Source organism: Arenibacter hampyeongensis (genome assembly GCF_002909255.1).
Lineage (GTDB): Bacteria > Bacteroidota > Bacteroidia > Flavobacteriales > Flavobacteriaceae > Arenibacter > Arenibacter hampyeongensis.
Map to the genome: position 1 here is coordinate 352,411 of NZ_PIOB01000003.1, position 22,816 is coordinate 375,226.

Annotated in this window: 11 protein-coding genes; all 11 read right to left on the minus strand. The window is 40.6% G+C overall.

From position 1 onward, the window contains the following. Positions 1 to 9: 9 nt before the first annotated feature. Positions 10 to 1,752, minus strand: a complete 1,743-nt coding sequence (locus CWD91_RS09885; protein WP_103440819.1) for a RagB/SusD family nutrient uptake outer membrane protein — start codon at positions 1,750 to 1,752, stop codon at positions 10 to 12. Positions 1,753 to 1,764: 12 nt separating this feature from the next. Beyond that, the gene (locus CWD91_RS09890) at positions 1,765 to 4,917 is read right to left on the minus strand and encodes a SusC/RagA family TonB-linked outer membrane protein (protein WP_103440968.1); all 3,153 of its coding nucleotides are present in this window, start codon (positions 4,915 to 4,917) and stop codon (positions 1,765 to 1,767) included. A 13-nt stretch (positions 4,918 to 4,930) separates the two neighbouring features. Continuing rightward, positions 4,931 to 6,556, minus strand: coding sequence for a glycoside hydrolase family 32 protein (locus CWD91_RS09895; RefSeq protein WP_103440820.1), 1,626 nt, complete (start codon positions 6,554 to 6,556; stop codon positions 4,931 to 4,933). Between the two features lie 29 nt (positions 6,557 to 6,585). After that, on the minus strand, positions 6,586 to 7,947 hold the full coding sequence (locus CWD91_RS09900; protein ID WP_103440821.1) for a sugar porter family MFS transporter: 1,362 nt from the start codon (positions 7,945 to 7,947) through the stop codon (positions 6,586 to 6,588). 232 nt (positions 7,948 to 8,179) lie between these two features. Then, complete coding sequence (locus tag CWD91_RS09905; protein WP_103440822.1) at positions 8,180 to 10,924, minus strand: substrate-binding domain-containing protein; 2,745 nt, start codon at positions 10,922 to 10,924, stop codon at positions 8,180 to 8,182. A gap of 207 nt (positions 10,925 to 11,131) precedes the next feature. Then, a complete protein-coding gene (locus CWD91_RS09910) occupies positions 11,132 to 13,255 on the minus strand; it encodes a sulfatase-like hydrolase/transferase (protein ID WP_205164625.1) in 2,124 nt (707 codons plus the stop codon). A gap of 21 nt (positions 13,256 to 13,276) precedes the next feature. Continuing rightward, the gene (locus tag CWD91_RS09915; protein ID WP_239985723.1) at positions 13,277 to 15,193 is read right to left on the minus strand and encodes a right-handed parallel beta-helix repeat-containing protein; all 1,917 of its coding nucleotides are present in this window, start codon (positions 15,191 to 15,193) and stop codon (positions 13,277 to 13,279) included. A gap of 214 nt (positions 15,194 to 15,407) precedes the next feature. Then, a complete protein-coding gene (locus CWD91_RS09920) occupies positions 15,408 to 16,874 on the minus strand; it encodes a sulfatase family protein (RefSeq protein WP_239985725.1) in 1,467 nt (488 codons plus the stop codon). A 171-nt stretch (positions 16,875 to 17,045) separates the two neighbouring features. After that, a complete protein-coding gene (locus CWD91_RS09925) occupies positions 17,046 to 18,572 on the minus strand; it encodes a sulfatase family protein (protein WP_103440824.1) in 1,527 nt (508 codons plus the stop codon). Between the two features lie 48 nt (positions 18,573 to 18,620). After that, positions 18,621 to 20,183 (minus strand): sulfatase family protein, encoded by a 1,563-nt coding sequence (locus CWD91_RS09930; RefSeq protein ID WP_103440825.1) that lies wholly within the window; start codon positions 20,181 to 20,183, stop codon positions 18,621 to 18,623. 101 nt (positions 20,184 to 20,284) lie between these two features. Next, the gene (locus CWD91_RS09935) at positions 20,285 to 22,810 is read right to left on the minus strand and encodes an alkaline phosphatase D family protein (protein WP_103440826.1); all 2,526 of its coding nucleotides are present in this window, start codon (positions 22,808 to 22,810) and stop codon (positions 20,285 to 20,287) included. Positions 22,811 to 22,816 lie beyond the last annotated feature (6 nt).

Sequence of the window (22,816 nt, forward strand, 5' to 3'; positions counted from 1 at the left end):
GGACTTAAATCAATATCCAGGATTTTGCTTATAGAGTCCTCCTGTAAAATCTATTTCACGTTGTGGAATTGGATAGTACTCATCCCTTCCTGCCGTAAAAACTGCACTGGACAAGAAATCCCTTTTTGTTTTTTCCTCGGTTAAATAGGCGTTCAACACTTCTGCTGCCTCACCCCATCTTACCAAGTCAAAGAATCGGGGACCTTCCATCCCAAATTCCAATCTCCTTTCAAACTTTAGGGCTTTCCATGCATAGGCTTTATCAGGGAAGGCAGTGTACTCTTGAATATTGTAAATATCGCTTGCACCTGCATCAATCTGACGTTGCGTGCTAACGGCCGCACGACCTCTAACCTGATTGATCAGAGGTAAAGCCTCATCCCAACGATCCAATTGTATCAAGGCCTCCGCCTTGAACAGCAGAATATCCGCGTACCTAATAAAATCTACATTCTTTGAAGTACCAACGAAGGGTCCTTCCTTCACATAACAAGAGCAATCTGGCGCTTGTTGTTCCTTCATGTTCCCAAAGTATCCATAAACCCCTGGATCCCTGGCCCAGCTAAAGTTATAGACCATATCACCGGTAGTATTAACTGTATTCCTGTATTTAAAAGGTCTTCCCGGAACTCCCACGGTATGATCCAACCTAGGATCAACCGTTAATCCTACTGCCGGTGTTACGGTTCCATCTTCATTAACCGTAGTGAATATATCCGTATCATTAAAACTATCCAATAAAGGCAATCCAGCTGCATCGGTCTTAAATGCGTTGACCATATTCTGACTGGCCAAATGAAATCCACAACACCCGTATAGTGCAGATCCATGAGGAGAATTAAGTCCCGTTACAAAACTCACCCTACTTACCTTGGTACCGTCATTAATAGAAAATTGGGCCGCCCAAATTGATTCCGGACCATTATCGAAACCGTCCAAAAAGTTGTTTCCGTAATCCGATTCCAAACCAGCAGTTACATCATCCGCGTAATCAATAACCTCTTGAAGTCGGGCCGGATTGATAGTAGTGACCTGATGCTGGTCATTCTGTTCGTACGCCTGGAAGAGCCTAAGTTTGGCCATATAGGCTGCAGCTGCATTTTTATCTGCCCTGCCAACCTCATCTTGCGATTGGGGAAGATTGTCATAAGCAAAAATAAAATCTTCAGCAATTGTATTCCACAATTCATCGTTGGGCACATCATTTGTAACGGCAGCAGTTTCCTCTTGAGTCAGCCCTTCTTTAATATAAGGTATTTTTTTAAACAAAAGCTTCATCATAAAGTGGGAATGTGCCCTCAAAAATCTAAGTTCTGCCTGCCTCAAAGTCTTATTTGGATATTCCGCGTCAGGTATGTCGTTGATTACGGTCAAAGCAAAATTAGCTCTAGAAATGGCCTTGTAATAATTGGTCCAAGTTCTCGGGGCCATCCAATCCCCAAAATCTGGAATTGTTAGATTGTATTGCTCATAGCGGTCAATTACATCTACATCACCTCGGCCTCCACCGCCCTTATAGGCATCATCCGAACGTACACTTCCATACACCCATTGATGGGTCAGGGGTCCAATCATCTCATCATTGGCAATCCCTGCATAAGCAGCAACTACCAGGGCTTCAGCATTATCTGCCGTGGCTACATTATCATTGGACAGGACTCCCTCCGGTTCATATTCCAAAAAGTCCTTGTCACAGGAGGCTAGGAAAAACGAAACCAGCACTCCCATTATAAATATTATATTTCTTTTCATGATTTTCATTTTTTAAAAGTTCAAATTAAGTCCCAATGATAGCACAGTAGGAACGGGGATATTATCAACAGTTGTACGCTCCGGATCCGATCCGATATAATCTTTTGGAGTAAACCAAAATAAATTCTCACCTTGAAAATAGACCCTTAATCCGGTCATACCCCAAAATTGGCTGATCATCTCCTCAGGTAAAGAATACCCTATTTGTAGATTTCTTATTTTAAAATAGGAATTCTTCCTAAATAAATAATCGGAAGTTCTAAGATCGTTGAAAGCCAAAGACAAGGAAGGAATATCTGTATTGGTATTGGTCGGAGTCCAGGCATTAAGAACACCAAGTCCGGCATTCTCTCTGCCTTGCGTAAAATTGTTCCATAATATGTAAGGATCCTGACCAATTCTTCCAGCTACTCCAGAACCAAAAACGGAAAAATCAAAGTTCTTATACCCAAGATCTACTCGGATACCATACTCTAGGTCCGGCAATGTATTCCCGATAAAATCACGGTCATCGGAATCTATTACATTATCACCGTTAAGGTCCTGGAATTTTATTCCTCCTGGCCTTGAACCAACATGAGTTGGACTAGCATCGATATCTGCCTGACTTTGGAACAAGCCATCAGTTTTATAGCCAAAAATTGAAAATTGCGACTGACCTAAAATTGAATTGGCAGCGGTTCCAGGAAAGCCTGCCCTAACCTCTTCCGGAAGAAAGGTAATCTCATCCTTAAATGCTCCAAAATTAGTAGACAACCCTAATGAAAATCCACTATCCCATGTTTTGGAATAGGCTATGGATAGTTCCCATCCTTTGGTCTGTGTAGTGGCCCCATTCAATACGCGCTGTTGCCCTTCACCAATAACCGAGGCAATAGGGGGCGTGATCAAGATATCACTGGTTTTTCTGGTAAAGTAATCGAATGTACCTACTACAGCATTATTAAAAAGTCCAAAATCCACACCATAGTTAAATTCTTTGGTTGTTTCCCACTTCAATGCCGGGTTTGCAGCTTGAATGGATACAAAGCCAGAAGGCAAAGTACCTCCATTATTACCCCCAAGATCATAGGCCGTTCCAACATTGTAATACTGATTAAAAAAATCAGGAACAAATTGATCTTGGTTTGGACCATATCTGGATTCGTATAGGCCAAATCTTGCAAGGTCACCGATCGATTGATTACCAACTTCGCCATATCCTGCCCGAAATTTTAAATCCGACACCACCCCTTCATCATTGAAAAAATCCTCCCTACTAATTCTCCAACCCAAAGTTGCCGCTGGAAAAACACCATACCTATTTTCATCACCAAATCGTGACGAACCATCCCTACGTACGGTCACAGAAGCCAAATACCTATCGGCAAATGCGTAGTTTAATTTTCCAAATTGGGACAATAGGCTACTTCCACTGGAACGGCCGGTATTGGTTCTAGCTCCCGTTGAGGCATCCAAAACAAAATAAGACTCCGTTTCTACAGCAAAACCATCGGCAATGGCCGTAACTGAATCAAAATCATTTTTAATGGATTCTGCTCCCAACAAGAGACCAAAGCGATGATCTCCCAGTTCCAGATTATAATTTAACGTGTTTGTAAAAACAACACTTGTAAATTTATTAGTGTCCAAAATCAACCTATTGTTGCTCCTGTTTACAAATCCATTGGCAACCTTGGGCTCAATATCCTTACGTTTGTAGTCACCATAATCGAGACCAATACTTGTCCTAAAGGTTAAATTGTCCAGGATTTGGAGTTCGGCAAAAACATTTCCAAAAATATTGGTCCTTTCGGTGTTGTCCCACCTATTTAAATACTGCATCAACACAGGATTGTTACGATCGGAATAACCAGCACCCAATGGCCCACCATAATTACCGTTATTATCGAACAAAGGTATGGTCGGCGCCATACTTATTGCCAATGCAGGAGTTGGGGCACTGCCAATATCTGTAGAGGCCAAAGTTTCATCCGAGGTAGTAAAAGCAGTATTTACCCCAATCTTTAATTTGTCATTGAATAATTTAAAATTGGAATTTAATTTCCCAGAAAATCTTTCGTAACCTGTATGTTTTAATATACCAGTATTCTTAAGATGCCCCAAATTAATGAGATGAAATGACTTGTCCGTTCCTCCGGAAATAGAAACTTCGTTATTGTAAACATAACCAGTTTCATAGGATTCTTCCTGCCAATCGGTATCCCCTGCCGGCACGTTGGCATCACCACCAACAAAAGGCTGAAGTGTTACACCGTTGAGCACAGGATTATTAAAATCACCGTTCCAATCAAAATTATAAATTTCACCATAGCCTCCAGTTGGATCGGCACCATCATTAACGGAAGCCCTCCACAAAGCCTCTCCACGTTGTATGGAGTTCAACATATCATACCGCTGATTCTTTTCTGATTGTACGGATAAGTTAGAATTTACACTTACCCTATATTTCTCGTCCCCACCTGCTTTGGTACTGTTTTTGGTCGTAACGATAATAACCCCATTACCAGCTCTAGAACCATAAATGGAAGATGCGGATGCATCTTTTAAAACCTGAACAGATTCTATAGTACTTGGGTTAAGGCCTGAAAAGACTTCTTGGCGAACTGTTGGTACCCCATCAATTACGTATAGAGGATCATTATTTCCCAATGTTGTTACCCCACGTATTAGAATTCGGCTACTGGTACCGTTCGGGTTTCCGGATTTTTCAACAAAGAGTCCTGGAACCCTCCCTTGCAAAGCCTGCATGGCATTACCCGAACTTAAACTTTGACCTTCAACAGGGCCAAGTTCCACAACGGTAATGGCTCCGGTTAAATCGGCCTTTCTTTCCGTGGTATACCCGGTTAGTACCACCTCGTCCAACATTTGTGCATCTGGCTGTAATACAATTGTGAAGGTTGTCTGTCCATTTACCGGAATTTCCATAGTTAAAAAACCAACATAGCTTACAGAAAGTGTCGCATCAGTAGGCACATCACCAAGTGTAAAATTACCATCAAAATCTGTAGTTGTACCATTGGTAGTACCCGCCACTACCACAGAGGCACCCGGCAATGGCATCCCATCATCCTGGGAGGTCACCGTACCTTGTATTTGTTCTTGGGCCAATAGCCCCAAGGGAACAAACGTCATTAGTAATAAAAAGAGTTTTAGTTTCATAATTGAGTTGTATTTAGTTAATATTAAGTTCATTTACTTCTAATAAATCAAGAATAAAGTCTTGATTGACCGTCTCTATTGAAAGCGTCTCGAATGGTGTATTGGGAAAGAAGATTTCCGTCATTACCGTGGACCCTTCATCAAAAAATAATTCTATGGAAGTCTTATCCAAAAGGATAGATCCGGACAACATAGTACTGCCGGAGATTCGTTTCGCAATACTTTTCTTATTCGAGAACGTATCGGAAAATCCTGTTTTACCTGATTTATTGCGATCGATGAAAAAAGTATCATCGATGCCATTGTATCCAAAGTACAATTCGTCGCCTTGCTTATTGGAAAGCTTAAAAGTGAAGCTATCTTTTTTTATATCAGAAATATTGAAGTTGATTGCAGCCCTAGAAAAATTTATCCTTTCTGAATTGATGAGTACCAATTCCCCATTCACTGCAATATTTTCTTTCTTATACTTTACACCTTTATAGGCGTCAATTTCATCAACTGGCTTAAAAGCCAACCTATAGGAATCTGCATCCTTGATCAATTTTATCTCCCTTGCCACGGTCATGGCACTACGCCAGGTCTCGGTAGGTACTTCGTTGGCATATTCCCAATTGGACATCCAGCCCATATAAAATTTCCCTCCGTTCTTGGAGGTAACATTGGAAAAAGTTACCCCGGCATAATTGTCCTTCCCAAAATCGATCCAAAAGTTCTGACCCTTGTTAAGGACTGTTTCAAAATCCTTATCCATGGTAAATTTTGTGCCATCAAAGTCACCAATGAAATATTGTGTAGCACTACCGCCATTTGGACCTCCAGGATTAACACTTACATAGAGGACCCATTTGGTTTCATCAGTACCCTCTACTGGAACAGGAAATAGATCTGGACATTCCCAAACACCACCATGAGTTCCAATCTCCCTATTCAATTCCTTGCCGAAATCCGACAACAGCTCCCAGTTTTTAAGGTCCTTTGAACCATAGAACATAACTTTATCTTGGGCAGCCAAAACCATGACCCATTTCTTATATTCCTCGTTCCAGGATAACTTGGGATCCCTGAAATCTCTAATTCCTGGATTTTTTATGACCGGGTTTCCTGAATATTTGGTCCAAGTAAGACCTTCATCCAAGGAATATGCAATGGCCTGAGACTCAACATCGATTCCATTGGCCTTTTCAATTTCCATATTATGATATGTAAACATGGCAATTATCGGTACTTGTCCCCCTGTCCCAAACCCAGAGGTATTTTGCAAATCCACCACTGCACTTCCAGAAAAAATATATCCCAGATCATCCGGATATAGTGCAATGGGCTGCTCCTTCCATTCTACCATATCGGTGCTTATGGCATGCCCCCAATGCATGGGACCCCATTTATTACCGTCTGGATAATGTTGAAAATACAAATGATAATACCCATTGTAATGGAACATCCCGTTGGGATCGTTCATCCATCCAACCTTAGGTGTAAAATGGTAATTTGGACGATACAATTCCTCTTCGGCATCCACAGTACTTTCCTGCTGGACAACAATGTCCTTGTTCTCTTTCTGCCCTTGTTCCCTGCATGCGAAAACTATGCACAGACCTGCAATGGCAACAACTAATTTTAATCTATGTTTTTTCATACTTTCAAAAAATTGGGTTTAAATTTTATCTATTTATTCTCTTTAACTACCTCTGCCTTCTTAGTATTTCCGCCATTGGACTTACTCAAGGATTTACTCAAAGCTTCCAAGGAAACCCCCTTCGTTTCTGGCATAATGAAAGCCACAAAGAGCAATTGCAAAAACATCATAAAAGCAAAGAAGGCAAATACTGTTCCTGCTCCAATAGAGGAAAACAAGACCGGAATCAAGGACGGAATTACTGCCGCCAAGACCCAGTGGACTGAACTTCCAAAAGATTGTCCCGAACCTCTTAAGTGATTGGGGAAAATTTCTGATATAAACACCCAGATTACTGTACCTTGTCCAATGGCATGTGCAGCAATGAACAGGAACAGAAAAATAGCTACGGACATTCCTTCCCAATCAAAGAAAAAAGCACAGGACACCAAGGTCAGTGAAACGATATACCCAAAAGATCCTATATACATTAATTGTTTTCGACCGAGCCTATCGATCAGAAAAATACCCAAGAGGGTAAAAAGCAGGTTGGTGACCCCTATTCCAATACTGCTCAATAATGCAGTACTTTCTCCCAGACCGGCCTCTTCCAAAATTCTAGGGGCATAGTATAGAAAGGCATTAATACCGGAAGCCTGATTAAAAAAGGCCATACAAAAGGCAAGAATTAATGGGAAGCGGTATTTCTTTATAAAAATGTTTTCGCCCGGTACTTTGTTTTCATTCTCCTGATTTATTTCCAACATCAATTTTTCTACATCCTGACCAGGATTTATAACTTTAAGTACATTTAGAGCTTCTTCGGTACGAAGCTTGGTCAGAAGCCACCTTGGACTCTGTGGAACGGTCATAACAAATAGAGTATAGATTACGGCAGGAATGGCCTCTACCCCAACCATCCATCGCCAAGCATTTTCACCTATACCACTTAATAAGTAGTTGGAAAAAAAGGCTACCAATATACCGAAGACAATATTAAATTGGTATAAGCCTACTAATTTACCCCTATCCTTGGCCGGGGCTATTTCAGAAATATATGCAGGCGCGGCAATAGTGGATGCACCCACTCCCAATCCACCTAAAAATCTAAATAAGGCAAAAGTAACAGGGTCGTTTGCGAATGCAGAACCCAAGGCGGATACGGTATAAAAAATCCCTATCCAGAACAGCGTTTTCTTTCTCCCCAACCTATTGGTAGGTATTCCGCCCAATAATGCTCCAACGACTGTTCCCCACAAAGCCATGGCCATTACTATAGTTCCATGGAACACATCGGAAGAACCCCATAGCAACTGTAATTTTTTGTCCGCTCCGGAAATCACCACCGTGTCAAAACCAAAAAGAAATCCAGCCAAGGCTGCAGTAATAGACCAAACCAATATTTTCTTCATATCGCAATTATTAAATATGAAGACTATATTATTACATTTTAATTGGCGATAATTTTGCCAATGTTACAATCTATTATGATTTCGTTAACATTTTTATGAAATAAATTCAAAATACTGATAACCAGTGTGTTAATGGAATAAATTTAACAAAGAAGGATTGAAGCAGTTATAACTATGTAACACAAAAGTTTAAGATTGATACATGGAATTAAGGTAAAAAGATAAAAATACCCTAAAGTGATTTTTTATAAGCCCCTGGAGTAACACCATATTTACTTTTGAAGGCAGTAGAAAAGTAATTTGGGGAAGAAAATCCTGTGCTATACCCTATTTCAGACATGGAAAGATCTGTGTTTTCTAACATAGTTTTTGCATTTTCCAATCTATAATTTGAAATATAATCGCTTACGCTTATACCTATTATTGCCTTTACCTTTCTATATAACTGAACCCTCGAAATATTCAGTGCATCAGCTAAATTTTCTACGGAAAAATTGGTATTGTCCAGGTTTCCCTTTATTTGTTGATTTAGTTGACGTACAAATAATTGTTCAGGGCTCCCAAACGCTTGTCCCTGATCAATTTTATGGATGTTATTGGTATAATAATACCTCAACTTTTCCCTATTGTAAAGGAGCGACTTTATTGATTGCGTTAAGATGGAATAGCTGAATGGCTTTGTCAAATAAAGATCGGCCCCGCTTTTAAGGCCCTGTAGAAAAGAATCCTTATTGCCCAAGGCTGTTAGGATGACAATTGGAATATGAGATGTTCGCAAATCGTTTTTCAAGATTTCACAAATTTCAAATCCATTTTTATCGGGCAAGTTAATATCACATATAATAACATCAGGAATATGCTCAAATGCCAACTCTATACCATCGGTACCATCAGACAAGATCATATCATACTCGACACCTAGTTTATTCTTTAGAAAAAAACTCAAATCCCGATTGTCCTCTATTAAAAGAATGGAATAGCTATCCTCCCTAATCTTGGTATCCAGTTCCAGATAGTTATCATCCAAAGTAATCTCCCCGGGAAAATCACTAAGCCTTGTATCCGCCAAATCCGGGTCAATTACAATTTGATCTTCATTAAAATGGGTATTTCCTTTAAATAGGGTAATAATAAATTCCGTTCCGTGATAGGACTTAACTTCAATTTTACCAAGATGAAGTTCTACAAATTGTTTACTAAGATGTAACCCTACGCCTGAACTATTTTTCCTATTATTGGAACCCTTAAAAAATGGGGTGAATACATTTTGCAATTCGTTTTCCGGGATTCCTATTCCGTTGTCCTTAAAGTGAATATCAACAGTACTTTCGTCTAAATTATCGTGAATTTCAATATCTATTCTTCCATTATCAGGAGTAAATTTAAAAGCATTGGACAATAGGTTAAAATAGACTTTATCCATTAAATTTCTATCGATAAACAAGTCCAAATCTTCATTATTGGTGGTAATATTAAATTTGATTCCCCTCTTTTTTGCCTCCCCGATAAATTCTTTAAATATATTATTGGAAAACCTAAAAATATTGGTTTCTGAAGCCCTAACATTGAAATTTTGGTCCTCCACTTTTCTAAAATCCAATAAATTATTGATCAGCCTAAGTAAGCGATTGGAGTTGTTCTGAATCAATTCCACCTCAAATCCAGTTTTATAGCCCTTTTGTTTGTCCCATTCCCGTAGCGATTCTATTGAACTCATAATTAGCGTGATAGGAGTTTTAAACTCATGGGATAACCCTGTAAAAAAGTTCAATTTGGCCTCATTACTTTCCTTTACTTCATTGGCTATTTTCTCGATTTGATTTCTTTGTACAGTAATCTTTTTATTGATCAACTCCAGCTGTCTATTTTTCTTGGATATAGCTATTTTGGAATATATGCTATAAACAGCTAGGCCAAATATTATTACCGAAAATATAATAATGATTTTCAGAATATTATTTTGTGAATAGTAGAGCTGCTCTTGTCTTTTAATGGCGGAAATCTGAGATTCAATGAGACCTTGTTGCTCATTTATTTTACTGAATTGATTCTGCATTATATCAGCATTAAACTGATCAATAACAGTGGTGCTCAGAATATTATTTGTAGGCACTACTTCAGCGTTTAAAATTTTCAAGGCAATCTTTATTGCTTCAGCACCACCTGTAGGATACAATATCGTTGCATTTAGAACCCCATCCTTTACCAATTGTATCCCTCCGTTAGGTCCATTAAGTCCGTCAACACCAATGACTTTTATTTGGCCTTCCATGCCCAAATTCCTAGCTACCTCCCAGGCACCCTTGGCCATTCTATCGTTATGGGCAAAAATATAATCTACCGGTCCGGTGCTTGACAACAATTCTTGTAAACTTTCCGTGATGGATTCCTTCTCCCAATCCCCTTCTATGGTTCCTGCAAATTTTATTTTGGGAAATTTATCCAAAATCTGATGAAAGCCTAGGCTCCTTTCCTCAGCAGGAGATGATCCAGCTAGACCCCTTATTTCAATAACCCTTAATGAATCCTGAACATTGGAAACAATGATTTTTGCAGCATTACGGCCAACTTCAATATTGTCTGCACCTACATATGCCGTGTATTTTTGGTTGTCCGTTTTCCTATCCACCACCAGAACCGGAATCCCGGCATTCATTGCCTCTTCCACAATGGGAGTAATAGGCTTCGATTGAATAGGGGAAACAATAATGATATCAACACTGTCAGTTATGAAATCCTTTACTTGTGCTATTTGTTGCCGAACATTGTAGTTTGCGTTCGAAATTCTTAAAGTAACATTGGGATACAATGAGGCCTGTACTTCCATGGAATTATTCATGGATTGCCGCCACTCATCATTTAACATGGCCTGCGAGAAACCTATCCGTACTTCCTCTTTTTCAGTTTGTTTTGAACACGAGAAAAAAAGAAAAATCAGAAATAACAACAATAAAAAGTTGATTCTTTTGAGACTCATAAAAATTGAGTTTATCACGTAAACTTAGGAAGTTAAAAAACTTCAATAGCAACTTACGAAAAATACCCATTCAATTCCTAGAAATTCCCGCCAAATAATATTGGGCCGCTATTGCACAACCAAGGGAAAGGCTAACAACCATAATGCGAACAATACCAATCTATTTTTCATAGGATACTTTTTGGTTATTAATTTCCTATTTGATTTTTACTTGGTAAAGAAAGCCTTTTCGGGAACTTTGGTTCTCGAAAAGGATGGACCTTCCCAGCTTAATTCCGGAGTGTTGGCGCTATTAGGGTTTCTACTGCAGTAAATCTTAATGGGGTGATAACCTGCTTTAAGGGTAATGCTCCCTTCTCTTGATGCACCAGCTTCATATCCATAATCGGCATCAATAACACTTGCCCCATGAATTTTTAAAAAGCATTTAGTTTCGGACTTCATAGAGAAAGTATATTTCCCATCCACGGGTATATTAATATATCCCTCAAAAAGTAACAACTCCCCTTTGTTCAACTTTATTCCTACTTGATCAAGGGATGCAACCTTGCCCATTGAAGTTGCCGGCAATGAATTTGTTTGAGGCAACCAAGGAGCCGAATTTTGGTAAGCTTTCCAACTAAGTCCGTTGGTCAGCCCTTCCACAGAACTTGCAGCAATGGCCGCATTATCATATGGTCTTTGTGAAGTGGCATCAGGCATACGTACCTGCAGTACTCTTTCTTTAAAAGTTTGCTGCAACTCCTTCATATACCCATTACCCGCTAAATTATTAGCCTGTTGGGTATCGCTAATAACATTGTATATTTCAAAATCATCATTGGCATTTTTAATATCATAACGGAGTCCGACCAGGTCCCCGATCCGCATCATCTGCATTTCCTTCCTCAGTTTACCGCGATTATTCGGTGAAAATTCGTCATAATTTGGCGTGGGCTGACCTTGGGAATATTCCACGTAGATAAGACTCTGTTGTTGGTCCCCTAGTCCAGTCAAGGACGGTAACAAGGAAACTCCGTCAGTGTTTACGGGTGCCGGACTACCAGCGGCATCAGTAAAGGTCGGCAACCAGTCATAGGATATTGAAGGCGATTTAACCACATGTCCAGCCTTAATTCGTGCCGGCCATTTGGCAATAGTAGGCAACCGCTCTCCCCCTTCCAGGACATCCCTTTTAATTCCATCAAACGGACCAAAACTATTAAAGAAGTTGGCCTCATAGGGCTCATTGTCCAGATAGGATTCAATAGAGGGCCCATTGTCGGAACTAAATACCACCAAGGTGTTTTGATCGATATTTAGATCGGATAATAGCTTTAAAATATCACCTACCTGATCATCGATTCTCCGAGTAGTCGTGGCATATCGCTTATAAACATTGGGCCAGGCCACCTCTGGTGTAGCTTCATTGTTATCATGATCAAAAGTTACATTGCTATAGTCTGGATGTATCCAGGAATCTATGGATCCGGTAGCGGTGTTTATCATTTGACCAGGTTTCCCTGTCCATTGCAGCCCACCATTTAAACCTCCCCCCTCGGGATAGGCCTGGGTGGGCAGCTCCAAAACGGCATGTGGGGTATCAAAGGCCAAATACATAAAGAAGGGCTGTTTTCCCCCTTTACCTTTTGTTTGTTCTACAATCCATTTTTTGGCTACTGCCGTCCAAAGGTCCCCGGTATAACATTTGTCAAGATCCTTACTCACCTCTGTTTTATTTTCATAGACTTCCTTTGCTCCCCTATAAAGACCTTCCTTGGGATAATGCTCATGCCCGTCCCTGTGCCGCATATAGCCGTAATAGTAGTCGAACCCACGGTTTAAGGGATGTGCAGGCCAACTATCCCCATCTTCAGACCATTTATTGGAACCCATTAAACCCCATTTTCCGATTGCAGCAGCGGTATAACCCAACTTCTGAAGTACGTTACCCATGGTGTGGTTATCCGCCAATGCTTTGTCGAACTGATTATTCCTTACATTGGCGTGCCCTTGACTTAAACCGGACAACAGGGAAGCCCTAGAAGGGGCACAAACCGGTGCAGCGGCATAGTGATGGGGCATTAATGCCCCATCAGAAGCCATTTTGTCCAAATTGGGCGTCAAGACCCAAGGTTCACTGCGGTCGTTGATCTGCTGTCTTTGATTTTGAAAAAATACCCCTACATCGCCATATCCCAAATCATCGGTTAGGATAAATATAATGTTTGGTTTTTGATCATTGGCCATAGTCCCTGCCTCTTGGGCATAAGCTATTTTCCCGCCCAATCCCATTATCATTAAAACAACAATTGGTAACGAGTAGCGATTTCTTATTTTTAGGTATGACATTGACTTTCTAATATTTGGTGATTATTTAAATTTAAGGTTGGGAAGCAATTCGTCTTTCAATAGTATTTGTTTTGCCTTGCCCATATATTTGTTTTTCTTGAACACGATATTTTTTGATGCTTTTACCGTAATGGCGGGATTATCGGGGTACAGTATGGGGAAGCTGCCAGAATTGGTTATCGTATTCCCTTGAAACAATAATCCATCAACATTTGAAATCTCCAAAACAAGATTGTCGAATTGATGAAACTGGTTATTAGTTATTTCAATATTTCTAAAGGCAATATTGTGATTTTCATCGTCCGTAACAAATCGAATCACACCTCTATTAAATCCACTATGCTGATTGTCCTGAAAAGTATTGTTCCTAATAATAAGGTTGGCAGCATTCCCTGATTCAAACCAATGACTACTTTCGACAGGTATCAATATAGCTTCCATTTCGGTACTGAAAAAATTGTTCTCGATAATCGTTTTCTTTGGATTGGAAATAAGAAGTCCTCTAGCCCGGTTACTGCTAATATTACAATTTTGCACCAATAGTTCTGGATAGCCCTCTACATTTTCAATTAAATCGCCAACCTTTAGCCCCGCTGGCAGGTCTTCATTAAAGGTTAGAATCTGATACCTACCGTTTAAATACTCATTACTTTTCAGAGTGAGATAGTCATACGGAAAAAAGGAAGTCTCCAATCTCACCAGTCCAATAGTATCGTTGGTGCGCCCAATAGTAAACCCTTGTTGCCGTGCATGTCCCATACGGACACCGATGCGTTTTTTGCCTATAATGTCTATCACTTCCTGATAGGTACCATGAACATTTGTTGCATCGTCCAACTGATTATTAAACGTGCAATTTTTTAGTACCACTTTGCCCCTACAACCAACAAAATGTGTGGCATCCGCTGTGGTAGAGACCATTCTTCCCTGGGAAGGGGTAACATTAAAGCTGTCCAAAATTAGGTCCGATGAATTCTCTGCAATCAACCCCATTCCTCCTGCGTGGTGGACATTCACATTTTTTGCATTAAAGCCTTCTGTTCCTGTAATCCGAAAGGCAGGTGCCAGGCGATTCAGACTCTGATCGCCCTTGCAGACCAAAACCATTCCCACGGGGGGCAATTTCTGTTTGTGATTAAAAATACGGACCGTACCCGGCTTAACTTCCTCTACCCTTAAATTATCCTCCTTTCCACGTACTTTCTCCACCTTGGAACGTGGGTCGGTCTTATACTTATATTTTATTTTATCAAGATTGTGCTGAACAGTAGAGTTACGTGTGGCGGTTATTGGCGTATAAACTTCCGTATTAAAGGCGATGGCATTCCGAGTGGGGTCAAAAAGAATGGACTGTCCCAAGTTATGCTCATAATACTCCTTGACAAAAATTAATTGTCCATTTCTAATCTCATAGGGATACTCCTCTGAAAGCTCCATGTCAAAAGAATTGTTCATCCCGTCATTGGCCACTATTAGCCCCTCACTATGGAAAGGCACTGCCCAGTCGACAGTAACATTCGTAATGGTAATATTTTTTGAATCCTCAATTAGAAAAGGAATCATTCTCCCGTGAAAAATAAAAGTAGAACCTTGGCCATTAATAGTCAAGTCCTGCATCCCAAATATAGGCATGGCAGTCTTCGCCAACACATCGTCATGATTGGAAATGCGTGTGAATTTTTCGAAGGCCTTATCCGGATAGAAATGGTAGGTTCCCTTTTCAAATTTAATTTCAGAGATGGGATATTCCCTGGCCTGATGAATCCTGGCCAAAACAGCTGGGGTAGCGTCTTCGGCTATTTCAGATGTGAACACCACATTTTCCGAAAGTAGCCCCTCCGATTGTGAAAAACCAGACCCACACAAAAGGAAAATGACAAGAAGTATCACAATTTTTAAACTCTTAGACTCTACTTTGGCTAATTGATATTTTCTCATTTCCTTATTTTAAAACCTTTGTTTCTCCTTACTTTCTGTTTCTTTTATAATGCACGATCAGAAATCTTCCCTAAGGCTTAACCAACAATCCAATTATTGCCTTCTTGCCCAGGTTAAATAGTCATAAGCCTTTACCAGTGCACTTCTAGAAAAAGATTAAGACTACATGTGAGAGGCTTATAGTTATTAATTGGGACTTGAACTTATAGTTAATCTATAAATTTACTCCTGTTCCCTGAAGAGAGTCATCGTGATCCCATGTAATCAGCCAGGGATCACGGGTTTCAATTTGAAAGGCTTTCATTTTTTTGATCATTTTATCCATTACTTCCTTATAGTCAGGGTCGTTGGCCAGGTTTACGATTTCATTGGGGTCTTTTACCAAATCGAATAATTCAAATTCAGGCCGAAATAGGTAATCTTGTACCTTTCTTTTTCCGTAAAACTCCTTTTGACTTCTATGCACCTCCTGCCAGGTTGATGCGGCCCATAGATCCGAAGCAAACGGATATTCCGATCTCCATGCAATGTTTCTTATGAGCTTGTAATTTTTGTCGCTCACCACACGCATGGGGTAATACATGGTGATTTCATGAAATGTATGGGATGCATATATTTGATCCCAGCCTTCAGGTTCATTTACATTCAACACATCTTTAAAAGAACGCCCATGAAACGAATATCCTTTTGTTTCCACCTGCGCCATGTCCAAGATGGTAGGCGTAAGGTCTACCCAAGAAATCATAGCATCCGAAACAGTATTCTTCAACTTGGAGAAAGGGTCTTTAATAATACAGGGCAGTTTCATCCCTGGCTCATATAGGGTGGTCTTTGCTCCCGGAAAAGCCATGCCGTTGTCGGATATATAAATAACAATAGTGTTGTCCGCCTTCCCCGACTCCTTAAGCAACTGCATCAACCTGCCAAAACCCTGATCTATTCTGGAAACACTTTGATAGTACTGGGCAATTTCTTCCCTACTTTCATTCGTGTCCGGTAAAAAATCCGGCACCACGACCTCAGCCGGATCGTAAACAATAGTTTCTACCCCTGGATAGCCTTCCAACTTGTTCCCAAAACTGTTTGGTGCATCCCATTGTTCGGGATCTGTAGAATTTGCCCTATGCGGATCATCCGTACAGAAATACAAAAAAAATGGCTTTTCGGATGTCAAAATATCTTTGCATTCTTCTGCCATGGCCACGGTACTTCTAGGGTCGGCCTTCAACTCTTGTTCAAAATGGTACACGGATTCCGGAGCCACGTGATATTTACCGATTCTGGCCGTGGCATATCCTTCTTTTTCAAGCAGCACCGGCAGGGATTTTACGATGTCATAGGTGCTAAAGTGATGATAGTCGTGTACATGACCATAAGAACCGGTGGCATGGCCATAGAGTCCGGTAAGAATTACCGATCTACTGGCAGCACAACTGGCAGTGGTACAATAGGCGTTATTGAAACGCACACCTTCAGAGGCCAATTTATCCAGATTCGGGGTTTTTATCACCCTATTCCCGTAGGCCCCGAGGGCATCGGTTCCATGGTCATCGGCTACAAAGAGTATTATGTTGGGCCTCTCTACTTGCTTTGGTGCGGCTATCTCTGATTCCTTTTTTTCACTACAGCCTGTAAACATTAAACCAAAATAAGCGGAAATAATAATTAACTTATATTTCATATTTTATCGTTTTAAATAGAATAAACAAGAGTCATAATTTCTTTGGCTCCCTATCCATATGTAAATCAAAACCACATTGGGTTTATGCAATTATTGGTTCTGACCTAATTCAGGGAGTACCAGCAGCATTGGTGTAAATAGGGACATAACAATATCTTTTAACGTGCTAAATTATTCACCCTGTTTCACATATTTCAAAGGAGATATACGCTCCCCTGTATTGTAATCCAAACGCTTACCGTAGTATATATAGTTATCAAAAATATCGCCATTACCTAAGGTTCGAGGGTCTCCCTGAGCTATAAGCTCTGTTTCCATTTGAATGCGAAGTTTTTTTATTTGCACAGCATATTCGGGAAGATCGGCTAAATTATTGATACAATGTGGATCTTCCTGAATGTTATACAGCTCATGTTCTGGCCTTTTATCAAAATTCATCTCAAAAAAGAAGTATTCCTTATCCCCAGGTTTTAAATCCATAAGGTAAGTTTTGGTTGGGGATCCATCGCAGTTTAAAAACCCGTATTCGGGATTTCCAACAGGCCATCTTTCTGGTTTTATGTTATGGACGTAGAGTAACGAATCATTCCGAATGGCGCGGACCGGATAGGCCAAATCTGTCCCGTCTTGATCTGAACGACCAACATCATGACGTTCCTTGCCCAATAATACATGATCACGTGAAGGGTCTATTTGTCCAGATTTTGAAGAGACCAACTGTTTTATAAGACTTCCTCCAGTCATTTGCCGATGTGGTTTAGCCCCCACTACTTCCATAAATGTTGGTGCCAAATCGGAAAAACTTACAAAATCGTTCACAGTACGACCAGGGTAGATTTTACCCTTCCAATAAACGATCAATGGTATGTGAAAGCCCTCTTCATAAATTTGCCCTTTTACCCTAGGGAATGGCATCCCATGATCAGAGGTAATCACTATCAAAGTATTTTCCAACAAACCTCTTTCCCTCAATATTTGTATGGCCCTACCTACTTGGGTATCAAACCATTCCACCTCATTGGCATAATCCAGCAGGTCTCCACGAACAATGTCGTTATCAGGATAAAAGGGGGGGACAACCGCTTCTTTCAATTCACGCCCTGCCTTTTTCCAAGAATCCAGTTCATAGGCCCTATGAGGCTCCTTGGCCCCCAACCAAAAACAGAAAGGTTTTTCCTCTCCCTTTAGGTTCAAAAATGCACCAAAGTTGGCGGCATAATCTATATTACTTATATTCTCATACGGGGGTGTTATTTTTATACTGTTGTATTCCGGTCCGGCTGGATTATCAGTAGTATCATATACACCGGGCCCCCAGCCTTTACCTGTAAAACCTACATTATATCCCTCCTTTTCCAATAATTGCGGATACGTCTCAAACTCGGAAGGAAACCGACCATTGTGATCCGCCGCCTCCTTGAGCTGCCAACTGTATTTTCCTGTAAGAATACAGGCCCGAGCCGGGGAACATTTTGGATTTCCGTTATACGCATTGTTAAAAACTACCCCTTCTTTGGCCAGGCTATCGATAGAAGGCGTATTGACAAAAGTATCGCCATAGGCTCCAAAACTCTTCATGGATGCATCATCTGCAATGCAAAATAGGATATTGGGCCTTTCCGTACTTTTTTGGGCGTTCGCTACTGGGGTCAGGAACAAGATTCCAACCAACAAGGCACAAAAGGTAGATTTTTTCATAGATCAAGATTCAATTCATTCTTTCTGGCTATGGGTAATTTACATACCTTATTTTAACTCCAAGTCCTGAATACCCTCCTTTGAAATACCTCTAATTTTTTCAAAATCCGCAACCAATTCCTGAAGTTTTTCAGGATTGGATTTTGCCAAGTTCTCCTTTTGACTTGGGTCTTTTTCCAAATCATAGAGCTGATACTCTTCTGAATTTCCAATTTCTATATTGACCGACTTAATTAATGCAGGTCCTTTATAAGGGGGAATCATAGCCCAATTCCCTTTTCTAAAGGCTGTTCTTGAGGTTGCTTCCAACACCAACTCTTCCCTTCCGTCCTTGGATTTACCCATAAATGCATCCAAAAGATTCTCACTATCCTCACCTTTCTCATCACTTCCGACCAGGGCGGCAATAGAGGTGAACAAGTCTAACTGGCATACCAAGGCATCAGATTTACCTGGTGCTATTTTACCTTTCCAATAGGTGATAAACGGAACCCTTGTACCCGCATCGAACAAACTATATTTACCTCCCCTTAAAATTCCTGCTGGGGTATGATTGCCCAATTTCTCTACTGCGTCGTCATAATAGCCATCATTGACCACTGGGCCGTTATCGCTGGAGAAGACGATCAATGTATTCTCAAGAATTCCCTCATTCTCCAAGGTTTTTATAAACTCCCCTATCATCCAATCGGCCTCCAAAATAACATCACCCCTTGGACCCATTCCGGATTTTCCGGCAAAACGAGGGTGCGGTGTACGTGGCACATGTGGCTGTTGCAAGGCATAATACAAAAAGAAAGGTTTGTTTTTGTGGTCTTTTACATACTGTTGGGCTTTGGTCAGAAAATGGTCCGCCATATCAACATCGCTCCATTTGGCGGACTCCCCACCTTTCATAAAGCCAATTCTAGGAACTCCATTCACTATACTGTTGTTATGACCGTGATGCCATTTTATAGTAGTTAGTTCAGGATTGTCCAACCCTGTGGGTTCACCTTCAAAATTTTTATCATAGCTCACTTCAATGGGATCATTGAGATCCAATCCGTCTACGTGACCGTTGGCAATATATACTGTTGGTACCCTATCCTGGGTTGCCGCAAGAATATAGGAATAATCAAAACCAACTTCATTGGGGCCAGGTGACACCCTTACATTCCAGTTCACATTTCCGCTTCCAAGTCCCAAATGCCATTTACCCACAATACCGGTGGCATAACCTTCCCCTTGCAACATTCTGGGCACGGTCATTTGAGCCGTATCAATTATCAAGGGGGCAGTTCCCGGTAATATTTTGGCATCTTTGTTACGCCAGGGATACCTTCCCGTTAATATGGCATATCTACTGGGAGTACACGTCGCAGACGAGGCATAACCATTTGTAAACTGTACACCGCCCGTTGCCAATGCATCCATATTGGGAGTGCTGATTTCCGTTGCACCATAGGCGCTCATATCACCATAGCCCAAATCATCCATATAAATAAATACAATATTGGGCTTTTGCGTAGTTTCAGCTGTAGCGACAACCTTCTCTTCCTTGGATTTACATCCCACCAAAAGCAACACGATTAAAGCGGTCTGGAATAAATTCCTTTTAATAATTTTCATTTTCTATTTAGTTAATTATAATGATTTCGATTTTAGAGGCTAATAAGGTACAACCCATATATTATTGATTGGCACCTTTCCACATATTTTATTTTATTGGCCTAGGCCTCCAAAACCTCCTTTGGGTTCGTACTTATTTCAACAGATTTGAAAACTTTCCCATCTTTTCCTTCTCCAATGATCAAGGTGTATTTAGCCAAGGAAAACACGGCAGGAACAAATTCCTTTCCTTTGACCCTCAACGATTTCACCATTTCATTGGTCTCTTCATTAATAATCTTAACAACTTGGTTAGATTCCTTAAGCTGTAATCTAGGCAGATAGCCCAAGGCCCTTCTGCCATCGTTGTCATCTTGGTCAATGGTCAATGGCCAACCCGGGTAAGTATTTTCTTCGGAATCCACATCAAGGTTTGCCAAAAACCGAATTGCTTCCATTTTTATAGTCCTAGCTCCGGTATCAAAAGTAACAATCCCATAACCAGATGCCTTTTTCTGTGCTTTTATATATCTATTTTTCTCCAGGTCAAAATCATCGGTCGGATTACCAACGGCATAAATATAATTAGTGTTCCCAAATCCATCTCGATAACTACCCGTATTGGGTAGCCCATGTTCTGGTCTATCCGTAAAAGGAACATTGACAGAATCCGGTTGTCCCCATCTTGGATAGCCCGTTGAAATGGCCGGGGTACAAAAGGTCCAGCCGCCATCCCGTACTTCATCTACGCTATATTGTACCATAAAGGGTAAATGTTGATCTCCGTTGATATGAAAAACAGAAGCTTTTCTAATGGTTCGTATTACCTCGTCCCGTTTTGATTTTGGCCAACCTCCGGAATCCAAATCTCCAAATAAAAACTCTTTTTTAGGGCCGTGATGGGTACCTACGTTGGAAAACAGGGTCTGACTGAGCAAAACTTTCATTTCCGATCCTTGCCAATCAGCGATCCACCCATTTAAAAATTCCATTTGTCGGTTACCGAAAAAGGTAAGATCATTGGAATCAAGTTCTTCCGGTTTGGCTGGTGCAGTAAGATGATCGATCCTACCTTCTCCACTCCTGAGCATTTCCGGGCCAGACTTAAACAATCTGTCACTTACAATTGCGAAACTAACTTTGCCATAGATCATTTGGGTATACCAATTGGTTATCCCCGAAGGCAAGGGTAATGAATCATAGGCATCCGGCAAATGACCGCATTGTGTGCGGTATACTACATTTACCATTTTAGGAGTCTGTACAAGTCCACCGTGGGCATCCCTTACTTTTTCCCATGCTTCAAAAGAAATACCTTCACCCCCTTCTCCCCAAAGATTACCTTGATAAACATCGTGGTCATCGGGCGTGCAAATCGTAGGCCGGTCCCGCATTATATTGCCAAATGCCCAACCGAACATATACCATTTTCCTAAATAATTAAGTATGGCACTATCTTCAGGCTGTCTTTTAATAGGATATCCTCCATTTCCTTCGTACAACTGATCACCAGAAAAATATAGCATATCTGGGTTGGATTTTTCAAGGTTCTCCACCAAGGGACGATAAGGATATCCTGCCCATTCCTGACAGGTTAACCCCCCAAATCGCAGTGGCCGGTCATTTGGTTCCTGTCTTATAGTTCCTTTATAATAATGCTTTTCCTTGTCTATGGAATAGACCAAACGATAAGGAGTATCTTGGGCTGAATCCCAATTATCCATTGAAAAAATTGCACAGTAGGATATAGGGTCAATTTCGACTTTATCTTCTTGGGCCCATTTACCTTTCTTAAAGAATTGAAGCTCCACCTTTTGTGAATCACTTTTGCTTACAGGAGGTAGTTGTGCCGTTAATTTAAGTTTTCCCTTTGAAAGCGTGTACATGGCCCAAAGAATAGGCCCAAAACTGTTATCGGGAACATATTCAACCTTTGTGCCATCAAGGGCAATTGACCGGGTCCAAAAGGTACTCCCCTCCTTCTCATGGTAGTTCTGCTCCAAGGCCACCAGGCCTTCGATCTCTCCAAAATGACGATATGCCAATTCCGATTTACGATCATCCTTATCCACAGCGACCAAGTTACATTCGTAATCTCCATTTTTTGGGGACACCCCCAATTCCAAAGTAAAATCGCTATAATCAAAATTTTCCGGAAGCTTTACTTCTTTGTTGGCCACAAATAATTTGCCGTCCAAAGAAATACCTGTAAACAATCCATCACCAAAATAACAGGCCGCTTTTACACTATTGGGATCGGTAGTATCCCTTATTCCGATAGAAAAACCGACACTCCCTTTATCTTTATTATTTTTTAAAAGCCCTATTCTACTTTTGATGCGAAAATCTCCCTTGTCCTTTTTAAGGACATAGGTAAGTAGATGTAAGCGGGTATTCCGCATAGTCCCTTTAAACTCCAGCCTTTTATTTTCAATTTCCCAGTCCTCCATGGGAATACTCCAGAAATCTTTACCGATCCAGACTCTGTCATTTAAATTTTCAAAACTAAAGGCAATGGATTTTCCCGAACTACTGTTTAGTGTATTATCCAACACTCCACTCTGGGCGAAAATATTGGAGAATGGGTTGGCAATTATTGGAATTGCCAACCCTACTTTTTGAATAAAATTTCTTCTCTTTAAAACCATTTATGT